The 16,763-nt window shown below is 57.7% G+C and carries 13 protein-coding genes; 9 read left to right on the top strand and 4 right to left on the bottom strand.

The window, feature by feature from the left end; all coding sequences use genetic code 11:
• Nucleotides 1–405 precede the first annotated feature (405 nt).
• Together WMO26_RS08915 and WMO26_RS08910 are read right to left on the bottom strand one after the other, a co-directional pair.
• Nucleotides 406–990 carry a hypothetical protein gene (locus WMO26_RS08915; RefSeq protein WP_349219748.1) on the bottom strand — a complete coding sequence of 195 codons (585 nt, stop codon included), beginning with the start codon at nt 988–990 and terminating at the stop codon, nt 406–408.
• Nucleotides 987–1,340, bottom strand: a complete 354-nt coding sequence (locus WMO26_RS08910) for a helix-turn-helix domain-containing protein (RefSeq protein WP_349219746.1) — start codon at nt 1,338–1,340, stop codon at nt 987–989. The genes WMO26_RS08915 and WMO26_RS08910 overlap by 4 nt, the downstream gene beginning before the upstream one ends.
• 236 nt (nt 1,341–1,576) lie before the next feature.
• Here WMO26_RS08910 and gltX point away from each other — a divergent pair, with 236 nt between their 5' ends.
• The 4 genes from gltX (at nt 1,577) to WMO26_RS08890 (ending at nt 8,031) form a co-directional block, all read left to right on the top strand.
• Nucleotides 1,577–3,214, top strand: coding sequence for a glutamate--tRNA ligase (gltX, locus tag WMO26_RS08905; RefSeq protein ID WP_349219744.1), 1,638 nt, complete (start codon nt 1,577–1,579; stop codon nt 3,212–3,214).
• Between the two features lie 49 nt (nt 3,215–3,263).
• Nucleotides 3,264–4,925: a glutamine--tRNA ligase/YqeY domain fusion protein gene (locus WMO26_RS08900; RefSeq protein WP_349219742.1), complete on the top strand. Its 1,662-nt coding sequence runs from the start codon at nt 3,264–3,266 to the stop codon at nt 4,923–4,925.
• 377 nt (nt 4,926–5,302) lie between these two features.
• The gene (locus tag WMO26_RS08895) at nt 5,303–6,595 is read left to right on the top strand and encodes an NAD(P)/FAD-dependent oxidoreductase (protein WP_349219740.1); all 1,293 of its coding nucleotides are present in this window, start codon (nt 5,303–5,305) and stop codon (nt 6,593–6,595) included.
• Between the two features lie 332 nt (nt 6,596–6,927).
• Entirely contained in the window at nt 6,928–8,031 is a 1,104-nt protein-coding gene (locus WMO26_RS08890; RefSeq protein WP_349219739.1) for a DUF4261 domain-containing protein, read from the top strand.
• Between the two features lie 160 nt (nt 8,032–8,191).
• On the opposite strand, the gene WMO26_RS08885 is transcribed toward WMO26_RS08890, so the two are convergent.
• Both WMO26_RS08885 and WMO26_RS08880 read right to left on the bottom strand, forming a co-directional pair.
• A complete protein-coding gene (locus tag WMO26_RS08885; RefSeq protein WP_349219737.1) occupies nt 8,192–8,977 on the bottom strand; it encodes a YdcF family protein in 786 nt (261 codons plus the stop codon).
• Nucleotides 8,974–9,663 carry a DUF2461 domain-containing protein gene (locus WMO26_RS08880; RefSeq protein WP_349219735.1) on the bottom strand — a complete coding sequence of 230 codons (690 nt, stop codon included), beginning with the start codon at nt 9,661–9,663 and terminating at the stop codon, nt 8,974–8,976. The genes WMO26_RS08885 and WMO26_RS08880 overlap by 4 nt, the downstream gene beginning before the upstream one ends.
• Nucleotides 9,664–9,805: 142 nt before the next feature.
• Here WMO26_RS08880 and WMO26_RS08875 point away from each other — a divergent pair, with 142 nt between their 5' ends.
• The 5 genes from WMO26_RS08875 (at nt 9,806) to hrcA (ending at nt 16,759) form a co-directional block, all read left to right on the top strand.
• The gene (locus WMO26_RS08875) at nt 9,806–12,169 is read left to right on the top strand and encodes a beta-galactosidase (protein ID WP_349219733.1); all 2,364 of its coding nucleotides are present in this window, start codon (nt 9,806–9,808) and stop codon (nt 12,167–12,169) included.
• 119 nt (nt 12,170–12,288) lie between these two features.
• A complete protein-coding gene (locus tag WMO26_RS08870) occupies nt 12,289–13,752 on the top strand; it encodes an alpha-N-arabinofuranosidase (RefSeq protein WP_349219731.1) in 1,464 nt (487 codons plus the stop codon).
• A complete protein-coding gene (locus WMO26_RS08865) occupies nt 13,749–14,018 on the top strand; it encodes a DUF6171 family protein (protein ID WP_349219729.1) in 270 nt (89 codons plus the stop codon). Before WMO26_RS08870 ends, WMO26_RS08865 begins: the two co-directional genes overlap by 4 nt.
• Nucleotides 14,019–14,038: 20 nt before the next feature.
• Nucleotides 14,039–15,529: a glycosyltransferase family 39 protein gene (locus tag WMO26_RS08860; protein WP_349219727.1), complete on the top strand. Its 1,491-nt coding sequence runs from the start codon at nt 14,039–14,041 to the stop codon at nt 15,527–15,529.
• Between the two features lie 168 nt (nt 15,530–15,697).
• Nucleotides 15,698–16,759 carry a heat-inducible transcriptional repressor HrcA gene (hrcA, locus tag WMO26_RS08855; protein WP_349219725.1) on the top strand — a complete coding sequence of 354 codons (1,062 nt, stop codon included), beginning with the start codon at nt 15,698–15,700 and terminating at the stop codon, nt 16,757–16,759.
• The last annotated feature ends 4 nt before the right edge of the window (nt 16,760–16,763 follow it).

The following is a 16,763-nucleotide window of genomic DNA, read 5'->3' as shown; positions in this document are numbered from 1 at the left end:
CCGATCTGGTGGAAATCCACCCGCTCCCGCTTTGCCGTTTTCCCGGTATCATGGAAACAGCGCTGTTACGCAGCGTTCCGATTTTCCCGGATTTCTTTTGCTTTGGCCGCTGCTCTTCTTTTCAAGAAACCTTTTGTGCAAATAGGCTTACGCCGTCCCTTGCAGGCAATGCCTCCCGCTTTTTTCCAAAGGCACCCATCCGCCTTAACGGCATACACTGTACTGAGAGCGGCAAACCCTCCTGTGGGTTTTCTCGCCGGGCCATATGCCTGGCATTGCGCTCTTTTGAGATAGATAGGCCGGAGGATGCTTGCACCCTCCGGCCGCTCCTATCAAAAAGTCCGCTCCTCGCACCGCCGAATCCCATTCGGCCCGCAGCTTTGTCCCTTCGGTGCGCTTGCTACATCAGCCATTGTCGTCCTGGAACAGGAAAGGAACGCTTGCTTCTCCGCCTGGGGAAGCGGAGGAAGCTAAAATATAATAATATTCGTACAGCGCCAGCGCACGGGTCCGATAGAGATTGAGGCGGACCAGTGCATTGGTGTTGTTTTTCTGGGTATCGTCCCCCTGGCGCACACCCGTCATCACCCCTGCCAGAGTTAGGTGGTCATCGGCGTACAGCTGCCAGCTTTCCTGCTCGTTTTGCAGAGAAACCGACTGATCGCTGCTGGCCGCGCCGTTTGCCAAAGAGAAAGCGTTGCTCATTTCATCCCTCCAATAGTCCCCGTAGCGCAGGGTTACCTCTAGCATCTCGTCGGAGGCAGCGTTTGCGATGGCGCCCGCCTCCCGGACAAAGGCCTTGTCCAGTGGGTTCTGGCCGGCGATTTCCTCAAAAGCGGTTCCCGTGCTGAAACGGGGACGGAAGTCTTCCAGATAAGCCGATGGGGCGGACGTGCCCCCGCCGGCAGGCTGGGACTTGTTCTCACACCCCGACAGCATCAGCAAAACCGTAAGCACGCTTACAAGCAACAGGGAGATGGTTCGTTTCATTCCTTACGCTCCTTTTTCTCATCCGGCCGGCGCAGCGCCAGCAGCAGGTTTTTTAGAATTTCCTCCACATATCCCCGCTTTTCCTCGGGGCATTCTTCGAACAAATAGGCCACGGGGGTCTGCTCATGAGCGCCCCGTTCTCCAAACAGTACATAGTCCGCGTCCAGCTCCAGCAACGCGCATATGCGGTACAGCGTCTCCACCGACATGCCCTTCTGTCCAAGCTCGATGTAGGAATAGAACCGTGAGGAGATGCCCAGCTCTTCCGCCACCTGTTCCCGGGTCAGATGCAAAAGCTCCCGCTTTAGGCGGATTCGTTTTCCCATCCGGCCAGCCAAATTCTGGTTCATCCCCAACACCTCTTGGTTCTATTCTAACCAAATGCCTTGCTGCTAAAACGATATAATAGTTCATTTTAGAACTATTAGTTCATTAAGCGGAACTTTTTCACAAGCGGCAGCCAAAGGCCGGGACACCAATACCTGTAAAAGGAAAAAAAGATTGATTCAGCGCGGTTTTTCTGGCATAATACTCCTTATAACCAATTGTATTGCAGGATTGTGAATGGATTCGGAGGTGTCTGGCATTGGACGATAAACAAGCTCTCGCCGCGTTGCTCTTTCCGCACGTGACCAAAACGCCGGAGGAGATTTTAGAGAAATATCCCAGGCGAGTACGGGAAAACGGAGAAAAGGTGACCCGGTTCGCTCCCAGTCCCACCGGGTTTTTGCACATCGGCGGCCTCTTTACCGCCATGGTCAACCGCCGGGTGGCGGCGGACGGGGTCTGCTACCTGCGCATTGAGGACACGGACAAAAAGCGTGAGGTGGCCGACGGGGTCACCGGCATCATCGACGGCTTGCACCGCTTCGGCATCGACTTTGACGAGGGAATGACCGGCCCCCAAAGCGAAACCGGCGAGTACGGGCCTTACTTACAGTCCAAACGCAAGGAAATCTACCAGGTATTCGCCAAGTCCCTGGTGGAAAAGGGCTTTGCCTATCCATGCTTTTGCACGGAGGAGGCTCTTGCTGAAAAGCGCAGCCGGCAGGAGGCGCAGAAGGTCAATCCCGGTTACTACGGCGAATGGGCTTCCTGCCGGGAGCTGACACTCGAGGACATCAAAGCCCGCTTAGAGCGCGGCGAGCCTTTTGTGCTGCGGCTTCGCTCCCCGGGCCGCCCCAACCACAAATGTTCCTTTAAAGACGCGGTCAAGGGCAAGATCGAAATGCCGGAAAACGAGCAGGACATTGTGCTGCTAAAGCGCGACGGCATCCCTACCTACCACTTTGCCCACGCGGTGGACGACACGCTGATGGGCACCACCCACGTCATCCGTGGGGACGAGTGGATTTCCTCGGCGCCGGTGCATCTGCAGCTTTTCTATGTGCTGGGCTTTAAGCCGCCTGTCTATGCCCACGTGTCCCCCATCATGAAGGAAGAGGACGGGGGCAAGCGCAAGCTGAGCAAACGCAAGGACCCGGAGGCGTCGGTGGAATACTACCGGCAGGAGGGATACCCGGCGGCAAGCGTCATCGAATACCTGCTGACCATTGCCAACTCCAATTTTGAAGACTGGCGCAAGGCAAATCCCAAGGCAGACAACCGGACGTTTCCTTTTAAGCTTTCGGCTATGAGCCGGTCGGGCGCGCTCTTTGACCTGAAGAAGCTCAACGACGTGAGCAAGAACGTGATTTCGGTCATGTCGGCCAAGGAAGTTTTTGCGCTGGCGGCCGAGTGGGCCAGGGAATACGATCCGCCGCTTTCTAAGCTGCTCGACAGGGACGAAGCGTTCGCCACCGCGATTTTCGACATTGACCGCACGCCGGTCAAGCCGCGCAAGGACATCGGCAAGTGGAGCGACGTGCGCGATTACGTGAGCTACTTCTACGACGAGCTCTGGGACCGGCAGCGCCCGATGCCGGAGAACCTTTCCAAAGAGGACGTAAGGGCGGTGTTATCGGCTTATCTGGACGCCTATCATCCCGCTCACAGCAAGGACGAATGGTTTGCCGCCATCAAGGATTTGTGCGAGCCGCTGGGCTTTGCAAGAGAGGTCAAGGAATATAAGAAAAACCCGGACGGATACAAGGGGCATGTGGGGGATGTGAGTTCTATTCTCCGTATCGCGGTAACCGGCCGGAGGAATACCCCCGATTTGTACGCGATTATGCAGCTTTTGGGCGAAGAACAGGTGCGCCAAAGGCTTTCGGAATGCCTGTAAAGGCGGTTTGCTTGCGGGTGAAAAAACGGGAAAACGAGGAGGACGTTTCATGGAAACGAGCGTAAATTTCATTCATGAGGCCATCAACGCCGATTTGGAGGCCGGGGTATACAACCGGGTACAGACCCGGTTTCCGCCCGAACCCAACGGTTATCTGCACATCGGCCACGCCAAGGCCATCAGCATCAATTTCGGCACGGCGAAGAAGTATAACGGCATCTGCAATCTGCGCTTCGACGACACGAACCCCACCAAGGAAGACGTGGAATACGTGGAGTCCATCATGGAGGACATTCAGTGGCTGGGATATCAGTGGGACCATGTGTATTACGCGTCGGACTATTTTCCGTTTATCCACGCCTGCGCGGTCAAGCTCATTGAAAAAGGCAAGGCCTACGTGTGTGACCTGACGGCGGACGAAATCCGGGAATACCGGGGGACTCTGACCGAGCCGGGCAAGGAAAGTCCTTATCGGAGCCGTTCGGTGGAGGAGAACCTGGACCTGTTCGCCCGAATGACCGCCGGAGAATTTGAAACCGGGGCGAAGGTGCTGCGGGCGAAGATCGACATGGCTTCCCCCAACCTGAACATGCGCGACCCGATTATCTATCGGGTGCTCAAGGCTACTCACCACCGCACCGGGGATCAGTGGTGCGTCTATCCCATGTATGACTTTGCGCACCCTCTGTCCGACGCGGCGGAGAAAGTCACCCATTCCCTGTGCTCGCTGGAATTTGAGGACCACCGGCCCCTTTATGACTGGGTGCTTCGGGAAGTGGGAATCGAGCAGCCGCCCCGGCAGATCGAGTTTGCCCGCCTGAACTTAAACTACATGCTCACCTCCAAGCGCAAGTGCTTAAAGCTCGTCAAAGACCACATCGTGTCCGGCTGGGACGATCCGCGCATGTCCACCTTAAGCGGGATGCGCCGGCGGGGCTATCCCCCAGAGGCCATCCGGGACTTCTGCGAGCGCATCGGCGTGGCGAAGGCCGCCAGCGTGGTGGACTACGCGCTGCTGGAATTCTGCGTGCGCGACGAATTGAGCAGAAAGGCGCCCCGGGCCATGGCGGTGCTGCGTCCGCTCAAAGTCATTGTGGACAACTACCCCGACGGGAAAACCGAGGATCTGGAGATCGAGCTGCACCCCGACCGGCCGGAGCTGGGTACGCGGACGGTCACCTTCTCGAAGGAGCTTTACATCGAGCGGGAGGATTTCACGGAGGACCCGCCCAAGGGATATTTCCGCCTCTGTCCGGACAAGGAGGTCCGCTTAAAGAGCGCCTACTTTGTGAAGTTCAGCCATGCGGACAAGGACGAGGACGGCAACATCTTAGCGGTGCATGTAACCTACGACCCTGCTTCCCGGGGCGGCAACTCGCCGGACGGGCGCAAGGTCAAGGGTACGATTCACTGGGTCAGCGCCGAAAAAGCGGTGGATGCCGAAGTTCGGCTCTATGACCGGCTTTTCGCAGCGGAAAACCCGTCGGACGAACGTGGAGTGGAGAGCTTTGAGGACCATCTAAACCCCGATTCCCTCGTTGTTCTCACCGGCTGCAAGCTGGAGGAGACCCTGGAAGGCGCAAAGCCGGGCGAGACCTTCCAGTTCATGCGAAACGGGTATTTTACCGTGGATCCGGACACGACTGAAAACCATCTGGTATTCAACCGTACGGTGGCACTCAAGGATTCCTGGGCAAAGACGAAAAAATAAAGCGCGTATAGTTATGACAGAAAAAGAGGGCTGGGAACATAATGTTCCCAGCCCTCTTTTTTGCGCGTTGTCAGATGGAAGAGAAGAGCATAACCGGCCCCAGCCAATACCCCACCAGCAAAATGCCGATGACGATCACCGCCAAACAGATCGCGCAGGACACGCCGTAAAACATTTTGCTGCGCATTGCTCTCCCTCCCATCGACCAACTTCGTCCATACAGACATCTCTCATATCCATAAGACGAGGACGGAGGGCAAAACGTTGCAGAAAATCGGAAATTTCTTTGCGCGATTTTTCCGTCCGCCATGCATATTGCCCCGCCGAACAAGCAAAATAAAGGTTGTACACTATATTATTGAAAGGCTGGAGAGAATATGACGGATTTGGTACATGGAAATCCTTTGTGGACTGCGATAAATGCCGTTCCGGTACAGTACCCATGGCTCGAGAAGGACGAAAGCTGCGAGGTGGCCGTGGTGGGCGCGGGACTTACCGGGGCGATGATCGCCTATCAGTTTGCCAAGGCGGGGATCGACACGGTGCTGCTGGCCGGCTCGTCCATCGGTTACGGGAGCACCTCGGTAAGCACGGGGCTACTGGAATACGACGCGGCGGGAACGCTGACGGAGCTGACGGAAAAAATCGGCTCGGATGAGGCGGTACGGGTATATGAAATGGCCGAAGCGGCGGTGCACAAAATGGAGCGCCTGGCTGGCGAGCTGCCCGACAACGCGGGCTTTACCCGCCGGGACAGCCTCTATTACTGCGACTGCCCCGAGCACGACGGCTTTATCCACGAGGAATACCTCAAGCGGCGGCACACCGGCTTCGACGTGGAGCTGATCGACCGGACGACGGCGAAGGACCGGTACTCCTTCCCCATTTCCAGCGGCATCGTGAGCAAAAACGCGTCGGCAGAGGTGGACCCCTATCGTCTGACCCACGCGCTGGTGGCAGCGGCGAAGCAAGCGGGCGCCCGGATCTACGAGCATTCCCGCATTTATAACATCGTCACCGACGACAAGCGTCAGACCCAGGACCAGGTATTAAGCTCGGTTACCCGCCACTATGTCTACGCCAACAAGGTGGTCATCGCTTCCGGCTACGACGCAGCCCAGTTCACCGGCGGCCTTACCAGCCAGAGCACCGTCTTTGCCATGGCGACGAAGCCGGTGGAAGGGTTCGCGGGCTGGGAGGACCGGAGCATCCTGCGCAACCACGACTGCCCCGAGCTTTACCTGCGCACCACCGCCGACAATCGGGTCATCATCGGCGGCCTGTCCAGCTCCTTCATCGACGGCGGCGGACGCATCGGCGGCATTCTTTCCATGCCCTATCTGGCTTCCAAGCGGTATTGCGAGCTGGAAACCCATCTCAAGGACATGTTCCCCGGGATCCGGGGCCTGTCTGCCGAATACGACTATGCGGGCGCCTTCTGCACCACCGTGGACGGACTGCCCATCATCGGCGGAGAAGCGGAGCATCCGGGCTGGTATTTCGCCCTGTGCCCCGGCGACAACGGCATCCTCTGGGCCAACATTGCCTCCGAACTGCTGCTTGAACTGCACAAGGGCGAGCCTTCCGAGGACCTGGCCCTATTCGCGCCGTGTCGGTACAAGCCGGCCGGCCACGCGGGCAGCCGCAAGCGCAAGGAAGCCAGGCGCTAAACGGGCTTCCCCCTTCCCTGAAAAGCGGATGCACACAAAAGAGAAATCCAAGCCATACCCGGGTGTCCGGCGGTTTTGCCGGACACCCGGGCTTTTTTGCAAAAGTCTGGCTTTCCTTCTAAAAAAGAGAGTTCTTTTTCCTCTGCCATGGTATACTGAAACCGATATCCATCCGGCTGCAAAATTCATGAGTATCGCCGCCGAATGGACGGGTTATCCGCGTAAACTTCCCTGTAAAACTCGAGATAACCGCAGGCGGTTTCCTTTGCCCGAACGCTTCGCGCTTAAAGCCGCCCGGAAAATTTCTCTCAACAGAAAGGAAGGCGACCCCTATGAATGAACAGCAAAGCGCCGCGAAAGACGCAATGGCCGCATGGCTTTCCCATCCGCAGGAGCTGGGAAAAGCCCCGGTAAAACTCGAGCTGGCGGGCGAATTCGACCTGCATAATTTGCACTATTATATCTTTAAGTACAAAAAATCCGTTTTAGGTCCCTGGCTGCTGGGGATATGCGGCGGGTATGAGCCAGGAGAATCCCAGCATTGCGGACATGTGTTCAGCGAAATGGAAGCCTACGATCCCGCGACCGCCAAGGAGAAGGCCACGGCCATGGTGGAAAAGATCCGGGAATATTGGATGGAGCAGGCCAGACAGGCCTCCCAGGAGCCGGAGGAACGGGAAACTGGCCCCTTTGCCAGCTTTGTGCTGTTGGAAAGCGCCCGGTGGGACCCGGAGAAATACAAGGCGGACCTGCTTGCGGATTGGGGGATTTCCTGCTCCCAGGAACCGGGCGAAGCGGCCGGCGATGAGAGCGGGGACAGTCTGGTTTTCGACGTGGACGGAATGATGGCAGCGGTCAGCCTGATGCCCGCCCCGGTCCCCGGCGGCGAGGCGGAACAAAACGCCGCCACCAATTATCTGTGGCCCCAAGCGGTGGAGGTGACCAAGACCCACCAGGCCCACCTTCTGGTGGCGGTGCTTGGCAAGGAGCGTTGTGCACAGGAAATCGCCAGGCTTTGGGTCAAGGTCACCGCCGCCTGCTTAAAGCAGGAGAATGCCCTCGGCGTCTACGCCTGCGGGACGGTGTTCGAGCCGGGCTTTTACCTGCAGGCGGCTGATACCATGAAGGAAGGGGAACTGCCTCTGCTCAACTGGGTCTACTTCGGGCTATACCGCACGGAAAACGGGATCTGCGGCTATACCTACGGCCTTAATGCCTTCGGAAAGGACGAAATCGAGGTGCTGGACACGCCGGCAAGCCCGGGCGACCTGCGGGACTTTCTCTTTGACCTGTCCTATTACGTGCTGGCACAGGACGTGGTCCTTCGTGACGGGGAAACCATCGGGTTTTCCGCCGAGCAGAAGCTTCCCATCACCAGAAGCCCCGGGGTTGCGGTGGAAGGGATGTCTTTGAAGATCGGGTACCCGCAGAGTTGAACCGATTGCCCCGGCGCTTATTAGGCCTTGCCAAGTGCAGGCGCAAAGGCATCCCTATCGGCATCGGCTGGTTTTGTAGGAAAAGGAGGGGGCTGACGCTACGTCAGCCCCCTCCTTCTCGCTTGAAACAGACAGGTTTTTCTATATGCTTCTTTGCCGGTCAGCCGCCTAAAAAGAGATATTCCGCCAGGGCGAACCACTCTCGCACCCAATAGCCCGGCAGCATATCAAACCGGGTGGCGTTTGCCAGCGGCTGGGGCGAAAGGCCCGCTTCCCTGGCAAGCATCTGAGAACGCCACTGGTGGTACCCGTCGGTCACCAGCACGATCTGGCTGGAAAGGCCCTGCTCTTTGAGGATGGCGGCACAGTAGGAAAGGTTTTCCCGGGTATCGGTCGCCCGGTCCTCCAGCAAAATGCGGGACGGGTCGATCCCCTTGGCGGACAGGTACGCCTGCATGGCCTTCGCCTCGCTGACCGGTTCGTTGGCTCCCTGGCCTCCGGTCACCAGGCACACCGCGTCCGGGTGCTCCTGCAGATAGGCAGCGCCCAAATCCAACCGGGCGGCAAGGGCGGCGGAAGGCTGCCCGGCTGGGTCCACTTTCGCACCGAGAATGACCACCGTGTGGCTCTGGGGGGCAGGGCCTCCATAAGCGGCATAGAGCATCTGCCCGGTAAATACCAGGCATGTCCCGATTCCCGCGGCAAGAACAACGCCGAGGGCGCAAAGAGCCGCCTTCCCCGCCCATTTGGACCAGACGGCGCAAACAAGCCTTTTAAAGCCGGGCCAGAACAACAATACCACCAATACGGCAAGTTCTGCCGCCGCGGCCCCGGTCATCCCCACGTGCCACACCCCGCTGAAAATCGGGGACGCGCACCAGAGAAGAAGCAGCAGGTCCAGAACGACCAGAAGGGCACGCAAAACCGGCGTTTTTCTTCGTCTCATCGGCTCACCTTTTCCTGGGGGCAAAGAGACCACAGGTATTGATACACGGGCAGGATGGAGGTAAAATCTGCCTTTACCTGTTCGAGCAACGCCCGGGAAAAAACCTTCTCATCAATGGGACGGGTCGCCTGGAAGTAAAGCTCCTTGCGCTGGTACCACTGGGCGATTTCGGGCGGTTTTCCAGCGTATTTCTTTTTATAAAGATAACCGAGCATCGCAAAGGCATCCGCCTTTTCGGCCGCCTTTCGCACCGCTTCAAACTCGGCGGGATTCGCGTCGATGCGGGCGCGCAGGGCATCCATGGTTTCGGCGGCGGCGTCAAAATACCCCATGCCGTATTCGTAGGCCTCGGGCCTTAACTGGAAGTAAAACATGGGAACCGTCTTCCAGTTCTCCACGGCGGGCTTGGGCGCTGTCCACAGATGGTCCTGGTAAATCGCGTCGCCGTGGTAATAACGCATGTCCTTATAAATGCGGGAAATACGCACGTTGAAGAGACGATTCGGGTCAAGCCCGGACACAAATTCAGTCAGTTCCTTAGAAAGGCTGGTGAAGGGATCGAAAAGATGCCGGCGGTACTCCGCCTTATGCTCCTCAAACCAGGCGCGGTTGTTGTTGAGCCGCAGGTTCCACAAAAAGTCGATGGTGTCCTGTGTAAAGCCGGAAAAGGGCGCGGTTTTTTCCATATGTGTTCGCTCCTTTCGTTGGGGGTTGCTGCTTTATTGTACCGCGCCTTTGTCCCGTCGTCAAACCCAAAAGAAACACTTCCAAGGAAAAGGAAATCTTTTGTGTTTTGGCCCCTTGCGCGGGTAGGAACATGCTGGTAAAATGAGCGTAGCATCGGCGTTTGAGTCGATTTTGCAAATGAAGCCTTCTATGGAGGGAGAAATCATGCGTCTGTCCTTGGATGTATCCGGCTATGAAGCCAAAAAGACGACTCCGCTCCCCTTTCTGGGCATGTCGCCCAAGGGGGAAACCTTATCGGCCAACAGCGGTTATTTTGAGAAAAACGGCAAGCCCTGGTTCCCGGTTATGGGCGAATTTCACTTTTCCCGTTTTCCCTGCAATCGCTGGGAGGAAGAGTTCTTGAAGATGAAAGCCGGCGGAATTAACGTGGTGGCCACTTATGTATTCTGGATTCACCACGAGGAAATTGAGGGCCAGTGGGACTGGAGCGGGAACAAAGACCTGCGCCGGTTTGTAGCCCTTTGCGGCAGACACGGGCTTTCCCTGCTCCTTCGCATCGGGCCCTGGGTCCATGGGGAATGCCGCAACGGCGGGTTTCCCGACTGGCTTATGAAAAAGCCTTTTCCGCTGCGAGAGAACAACGAGGGCTATTTTTACTGTGTGCGTGGCTTTTATCACAACATTTATAAGCAGGTGGACGGCCTGCTCTTCTCCCAGGGCGGCCCCATTATCGGGGTGCAGCTGGAAAACGAGTACGGCCATGTGGGCGGCCTGACGGGCGAAGCGGGAAAAGAGCATCTGCGCACCCTCAAGCGGATCGCCGTGGAGGAGGGCTTTGCCGTTCCTTTTTACACGGCGACGGCCTGGGGCGGCGGTATCGTGGTGGACGACGAGATGCTGCCGGTGCTGGGCGGCTATGTAGAAGCGCCCTGGACCCAGCATACCAATGAGCTGCCCGCCAACGTCAACTATTTGATCGAACCCTTTCTCAACGATACTGCCATCGCCTCCGACTTTCGGGAGGCGGACGACGACGGCTTTACCTGCGACATTGCGCGTTATCCCTTCTCCACGGCGGAGCTGGGGGGCGGCCTGATGCCCACTCATCATCGCCGCATCAAGGTCACCGGGGACGACACCCAGGCCATGATTTTATCGAAGCTTGCTTCCGGGGTCAACCTGGTAGGATATTACATGTACCATGGGGGCACGAATCCCATGGGGCGCCGTTCCTCTTTCGAGGAATCCCGCCAGACCGGCGGCAACAACAACTACCCCAAGCTCAGCTACGATTTTCAGGCGCCGCTTGGCGAGTTCGGCCAGGCAAACGACGCGTATCACACCTGTAAACTGCTGCATTTTTTCCTCAAAGAGTTCGGCGGCGCGCTGACTGCGATGGAAACGGTGATCCCGCCTGTCAACTCTAAGGAAGCGGAGGACATGGATACGCCGCGCCTGTCCATCCAAACGGACGGGAAAAGCGGCTTTCTCTTTCTCAACAACTACCAGCGCAAACGAGTCATGACCCAAAAGGTTCTTTCCATTGCCCTGCAAACCAAGATCGGACCCGTAACGTTCCCGGACCTGACCCTTTCAAACGGCTGCCGGGCCATCCTTCCCTTCGGGCTGTCTTTGGACGGGGTGTCCCTTCCTTGGGCCACCGCCCAGCCGATTGGGCGCACGGTGGTGGACGATACGCCTGAATATCTCTTTTTCACGCCGCAGGGGATTCCCGGGCAGTTTGCGCTCAAAGGTGTTACCGTAACGGCGCTGGAAAACGGGGTGCAGGACAAGGCGGAGGATTTGCTTGTTTTGTCTGTGTCCGATCCGAAAAAGGCGATGGCCGCCACCCTAAAAGGGAAATCCGGGACCGTGCGGCTGCGCTGCCTGCCCTATGAGGCGGCGCTGACTCTTTCCTTTCTGTCAAACGGCCAGGCGATTTTCTTCCCGGGCCTTGTCATAGACGACGGGGAAACCGCCGCCCTCTTTTCTCGGACGGCGTTCACGGCGGTGTGTACCCCTCATGCCCTGCCGCCTCAGGTAAAAACCGACGGCGTACAGGTAACCTGCCAAGGAACCGACCCCGCTACCGGGTATTATCGGCATTCCCTGGCGCTTACACCGGTAGAAACCCAGCTCCGTCTGGAAGAGATACCCTGCATGAAGGAAAACGTACGGACCTGGAAGGTAACCATCTCCTGCGAGCCGAAGGGCATTCACGACCTGTTTTTGCAGCTTCATTGGGCCGGCAGCGAGGCGCGGCTTTACTTAGACGGCGCCCTGGCGGCAGACACCTATTACATTGACGGGGTGTGGGACATTGGCTTATCCCGCTTTGAGATCAAAGGGGACACAGATGTGCGCCTGGAAATCACCGCCTACCGGGAAGGGGACGACATTTTCTTTGACTGCCCGCCCAAGCTGGAAAACGGCGTGGCTTGCCGCATCGAGCAAGCGCAGCTTTCCCCGGAATATCAAATCGACCTTTCCCTCATGAGCCTATAAAGGCAAAAAAGGTTTTGGAGCGAGAAAATCTTCTCCCGGTGGCACGGGGACGAAAGGCTCCGGCTCTTTCCAGGTTCTCCTTATAAAAATAACGATTCACACAAAGGATGGATGACACTATGGCGATCCTTACCATCAACGCCGACCAGCCTCAGCACACCATCAACCGCAACCTGTACGGCCAGTTTGCCGAGCACCTGGGCCGCTGTATCTACGAAGGACTTTATGTGGGCGAGAATTCCCAGATTCCAAACCGCAACGGTATGCGCACCGACGTGGTGGAGGCGCTCAAACAAATGAAGATCCCGGTGCTACGCTGGCCGGGCGGCTGCTTTGCGGATACCTACCATTGGAAGGACGGAATCGGACCCAAAGAGTCCCGCAAAAAGATGATCAACGTCCACTGGGGCGGAATGGTGGAGGACAATTCCTTCGGCACCCACGAGTTCTTCGAGCTGTGCAGGCAGCTGGGATGCGAGCCCTATATCAACGGCAACGTAGGCAGCGGCACGGTTCAGGAAATGCAGGAATGGATCGAGTACATGACCTTTGACGGGGTATCCCCCATGGCGAAGCTTCGGGAGGAAAACGGCCGCAAGGAACCGTGGAAGGTAAAGTATTTCGGTGTGGGCAATGAAAACTGGGGCTGCGGCGGCTTCATGCGGCCCCAGTATTACGCAGACCTGTACCGCCGGTTCTCTACCTATTGCCTCAATTATGGGGACAATAAGCTCTATAAAATCGCCTGTGGTCCCAACCGGGGCGATTATGAGTGGACGAGAGTTCTCATGCGGGAAGCGGCCCCTTTTATGGACGGGCTGACGCTGCATTATTACTCCTATAATAAAAAGAACCGGTCTGCCACCCAGTTCGGGGAAGCCGAATGGGCCGAAATGCTCAAAGACGCGGCGGGAATCGAGGAAGAAATCGTCCGGCACACCGCCATCATGGACGAATACGACCCCCAAAACCGCATCGGCCTGCTGGTGGACGAGTGGGGCGCCTGGCACGACGAGGAGCCGGGCACCGTCCGCGGCTTCCTCTACCAGCGCAATACTATGCGCGACGCGGTGCTGGCGGGGCTGTCTCTGAACATTTTCAACCGCCACAGCCGCCGGGTACAGATGGCGAACATCGCCCAGCTGGTCAACGTCCTTCAGGCTCCCATCCTCACCGACGGGGCGAAAATGGTCCGCACGCCCACCTATTACGTAATCGAAATGTACGCCGTCCATCAGGATGCGAAGCTCCTTGACGCGGCGGTGCAGACGCCCGACTATACCTTCGGGGAAATTACCTTGCCCAAGGTAAGCGTTTCCTCCTCCTTGGCGGAGGACGGGGCTGTAAACCTGACTTTGTGCAACCTGAGTCCCAATGAAAGCGAATCGGTTACCTGTGAACTTCGGGGCAAAGCGGTGCAGGAAGCCGCCGGCCGGGTGCTCACGGCACATGCCATGAACGCCGGCAACGATTTTGAGGCGGGCGAAACGGTTAAGCCGATGTCTCTTCCCGTAACCTTAAATGAGGACGTCCTATCCTTCACCCTGCCGGCCAAATCGGTGGCGGTGGTGACGGTCCGATGACCCATCCGGTCCCCTGCCCCCGCTGCCTGGAACGGACGGACGGGGAAGCCTTCCGCCGGACGGTGGAAGAATACGCCGCTTCCCTGCCCGAGGAACGGTGTGTAAGCGACGAGGCCTATCAGGCGAGGCTGAAAGTCTGTCAGAAGTGCGGCGCCCTCTTTGACGGGGCCTGCCGGTACTGCGGCTGTTTCGTGCTGGTGCGGGCAAGAAAGAAGGGCCTGTCCTGTCCGTATCCTGACGGGTCAAAATGGCCCGAATCCATCTGACGACGCAAGGAGGCGGTCTGTTGAATCCGCACACTGCCATCGGTTCTCCCCCGTCCATCCGCTTCGCCCCCTTTCTGGCGGCGACGGGCGGGATTCTCCTTTTGCTCTTTTTCTTCTTCGACCAGAGCCAAATCACCTTGTTTCAAAGCGCCGTCTGGCGGGCCGTGCTGCTGCTTCTGGTAGGGACGGCCGCCTGCGTGGGGGCGGCCCGGTACCTGTCGGGCAAGCTTACCTTGCAGCAGGCGGTGTTTCTCATGCTGGCGGGGGCCTTGTTCCTCCGTATTCTTTACATGGCCGCTACGCCTTATACCATCCGCCAGCACGACGTGGAGGGCTTGGGCGGTCAGGGGCACTTGGGATACATGCAGCTTCTCTGGGAAGAGGGAACCCTTCCTCAGAGCGACGACTGGCAGTTCTACCAGCCGCCCCTTCATCATATAATCTCAGCCCTGTGGGTCAAGGCGGGGCTGCTTTTGGGTTTCTCGGTGGAACGGTGCGTGGAAAACATCCAGCTTCTGACCGTCTTCTACTCCATGGCGATTTTAGTGGTGCTTCAAAAGATTCTCGCCTATTTCCGTCTTTCCCCGGTTTTTCAGCTGTGCGCCCTTCTCTTCGCCGCCTTCCACCCCACCATGCTCTACATGAGCAGCGGCATCAACAACGACATTCTAATGCTCCTGTTCTTCCTGCTTACCGTTTTGTTTACCATCCGGTGGTACTATCGGCAGACCTTCGGCAACATCCTGCTGCTGGCGCTGTGCATCGGGCTTGGCATGATGACCAAGCTCTCCTGCGGCATTGTGGCGATTTTGGTGGCGCCCGTGCTGCTGTATGGGTTTCTCAAATCGAGGAAAAAGGGACGCTTGGTGGGCCAGTTCGCGGCCTTTGGGGCGGTATGCGCGCCGCTGGGGCTATGGTACTCGGTGCGCAATTTTCTGCGCTTCGGCCAGCCCTTCGGCTACGTACCCATGCTGCCGGAGGACAGCTTTCAGTATGTGGGCAACTATTCCGTTTTCCAGCGGCTCTTTTCCCTGCCTTTTGACCAGTTCACCGGCTCTCCCTACGTGTCGGTGGCGGACGATTACAACATCCCCATGTACGTGGTCAAGAACTCCCTCTTCGGCGAGGCCAGCTACCAGGCCCTCGCCCCCTTCGCCTGGGTTCTCGTCTATGCAAACCTGGCGATGCTTTTGCTGATTGCAGCGGCGTTTGTCTATTGCCTTGTCAAAGGGTTCGGTCGGGGCCCTCGGCTCCCGCTGGCCCTGCTTGCCGGGAACGTGCTGCTGCAAGCAGCCTCTTACTTAAACTTCTGCTTTCAAATGCCTCACGCCTGTACCATGGACGTGCGGTATATGGCGTCGGCCATTTTATGCGGCGGGTTCTTCCTGGCGCTGGCCGGGCAAATGATAACCGAGCGGGCGAAACGACCCATCCGCTGGCCCCAGTATGCATGCGTTTTTCTGGTGGGGCTTTTCTCCTTCGGCAGCGCCCTCTTCTATGCCCTTGTTTAAAGAACATGCCAAAGGCGGCCGCCCCATACCGGGGTGGCCGCCTTTTTTCGTTTGTACATAAAGTATTTACAAATGGCCTCTTGACAAAGAAGAACGGGAATGGTAAATTAATACTCAGATTAGCACTCTAAGTTATTGAGTGCTAAAACAGTCTGGAGGTTTGTAACCATGGAGCTTGGTGAGCGCAAATTAAAGGTGCTGTCCGCTCTCATCGAGGCTTACATCAACACGGGCGAACCAGTTGGTTCCAAAGCGTTGCAGGAGGCCCTCGACCGAGCGGTTTCCTCTGCTACCATCCGCAACGACATGGCTGAGCTTTCCGAGCTTGGCCTCTTGGAGCAGCCGCACACCTCGGCTGGGCGGATTCCGTCCCCGAAAGGATACCGGCTGTATATTGACAAGCTTATGTCCCATGCCCCGGTAACAAAGGAAGAGCGCCGGTTTATTGATACAATGCTGGAGGAACACGCCGACGACCCGGAACGGCTTTTGGAAAACGCGTCGCTGGCATTGGCGCAGCTGACCCGGTTTGCGGCATTGTCCACCACCCCGGAAAGCGAGACGGCGGTCATTCTCAAATGCGAGCTGATCGCGGCGGGACGGCGGCTAGCCATCCTTTTACTGGTCACGTCGGCGGGCATGATGAAATCGAAGCTGTTTAAGACCGACACGGACATTACCCCGGAGCTGTGCGAACGGTTTCGCCGGGTGACGGCCGAACATGTCTGCGGCGTGCCCCTGTCGGACATCTGTCTTCCCTTTGTCCAGACGCTGGCCGCGTCTTTAGGGGAACACGCCTTCACCATGACCCCGCTGCTCATCGGCCTGTACGAGACGGCGAGCGAGGCGGCACAGGCGCAGGTACGGCTGGAAGGCCAGGCGAACCTGCTGATCCATCCGGAGTTTGACGGGGAGCACGTACGGCGGCTTATGGAGTTTTTAGCCAAGCGCAAGGAGCTTGCCGAGTTGCTCCATCAATACCACGGAGGCGTGAACGTGGTGCTGGGAAGCGAAAGCCCCACCCCGGAGCTGTCGGGTTCGAGCGTGGTCATCGCCCGGTACCGGCTGGGCAGCCGGGAGGGCGGCACCATCGGCGTCATCGGACCGAGCCGGATGAATTATTCAAAAATCATCCCAAGCCTTGAATATTTCGCCCTGCGTTTAGGCAACCTCCTATCGGAGGACCTGGACGAAGGAGGCGGGTCACAAGCGGATTCACAACAAACATAGAAGG

It is taken from the genome of Solibaculum intestinale, from assembly GCF_040096205.1.
Taxonomy (GTDB): domain Bacteria; phylum Bacillota; class Clostridia; order Oscillospirales; family Acutalibacteraceae; genus Solibaculum_A; species Solibaculum_A intestinale.
Note: the sequence above shows the minus strand (reverse complement) of the source record. Positions and strands in the feature narration are given on the sequence as shown.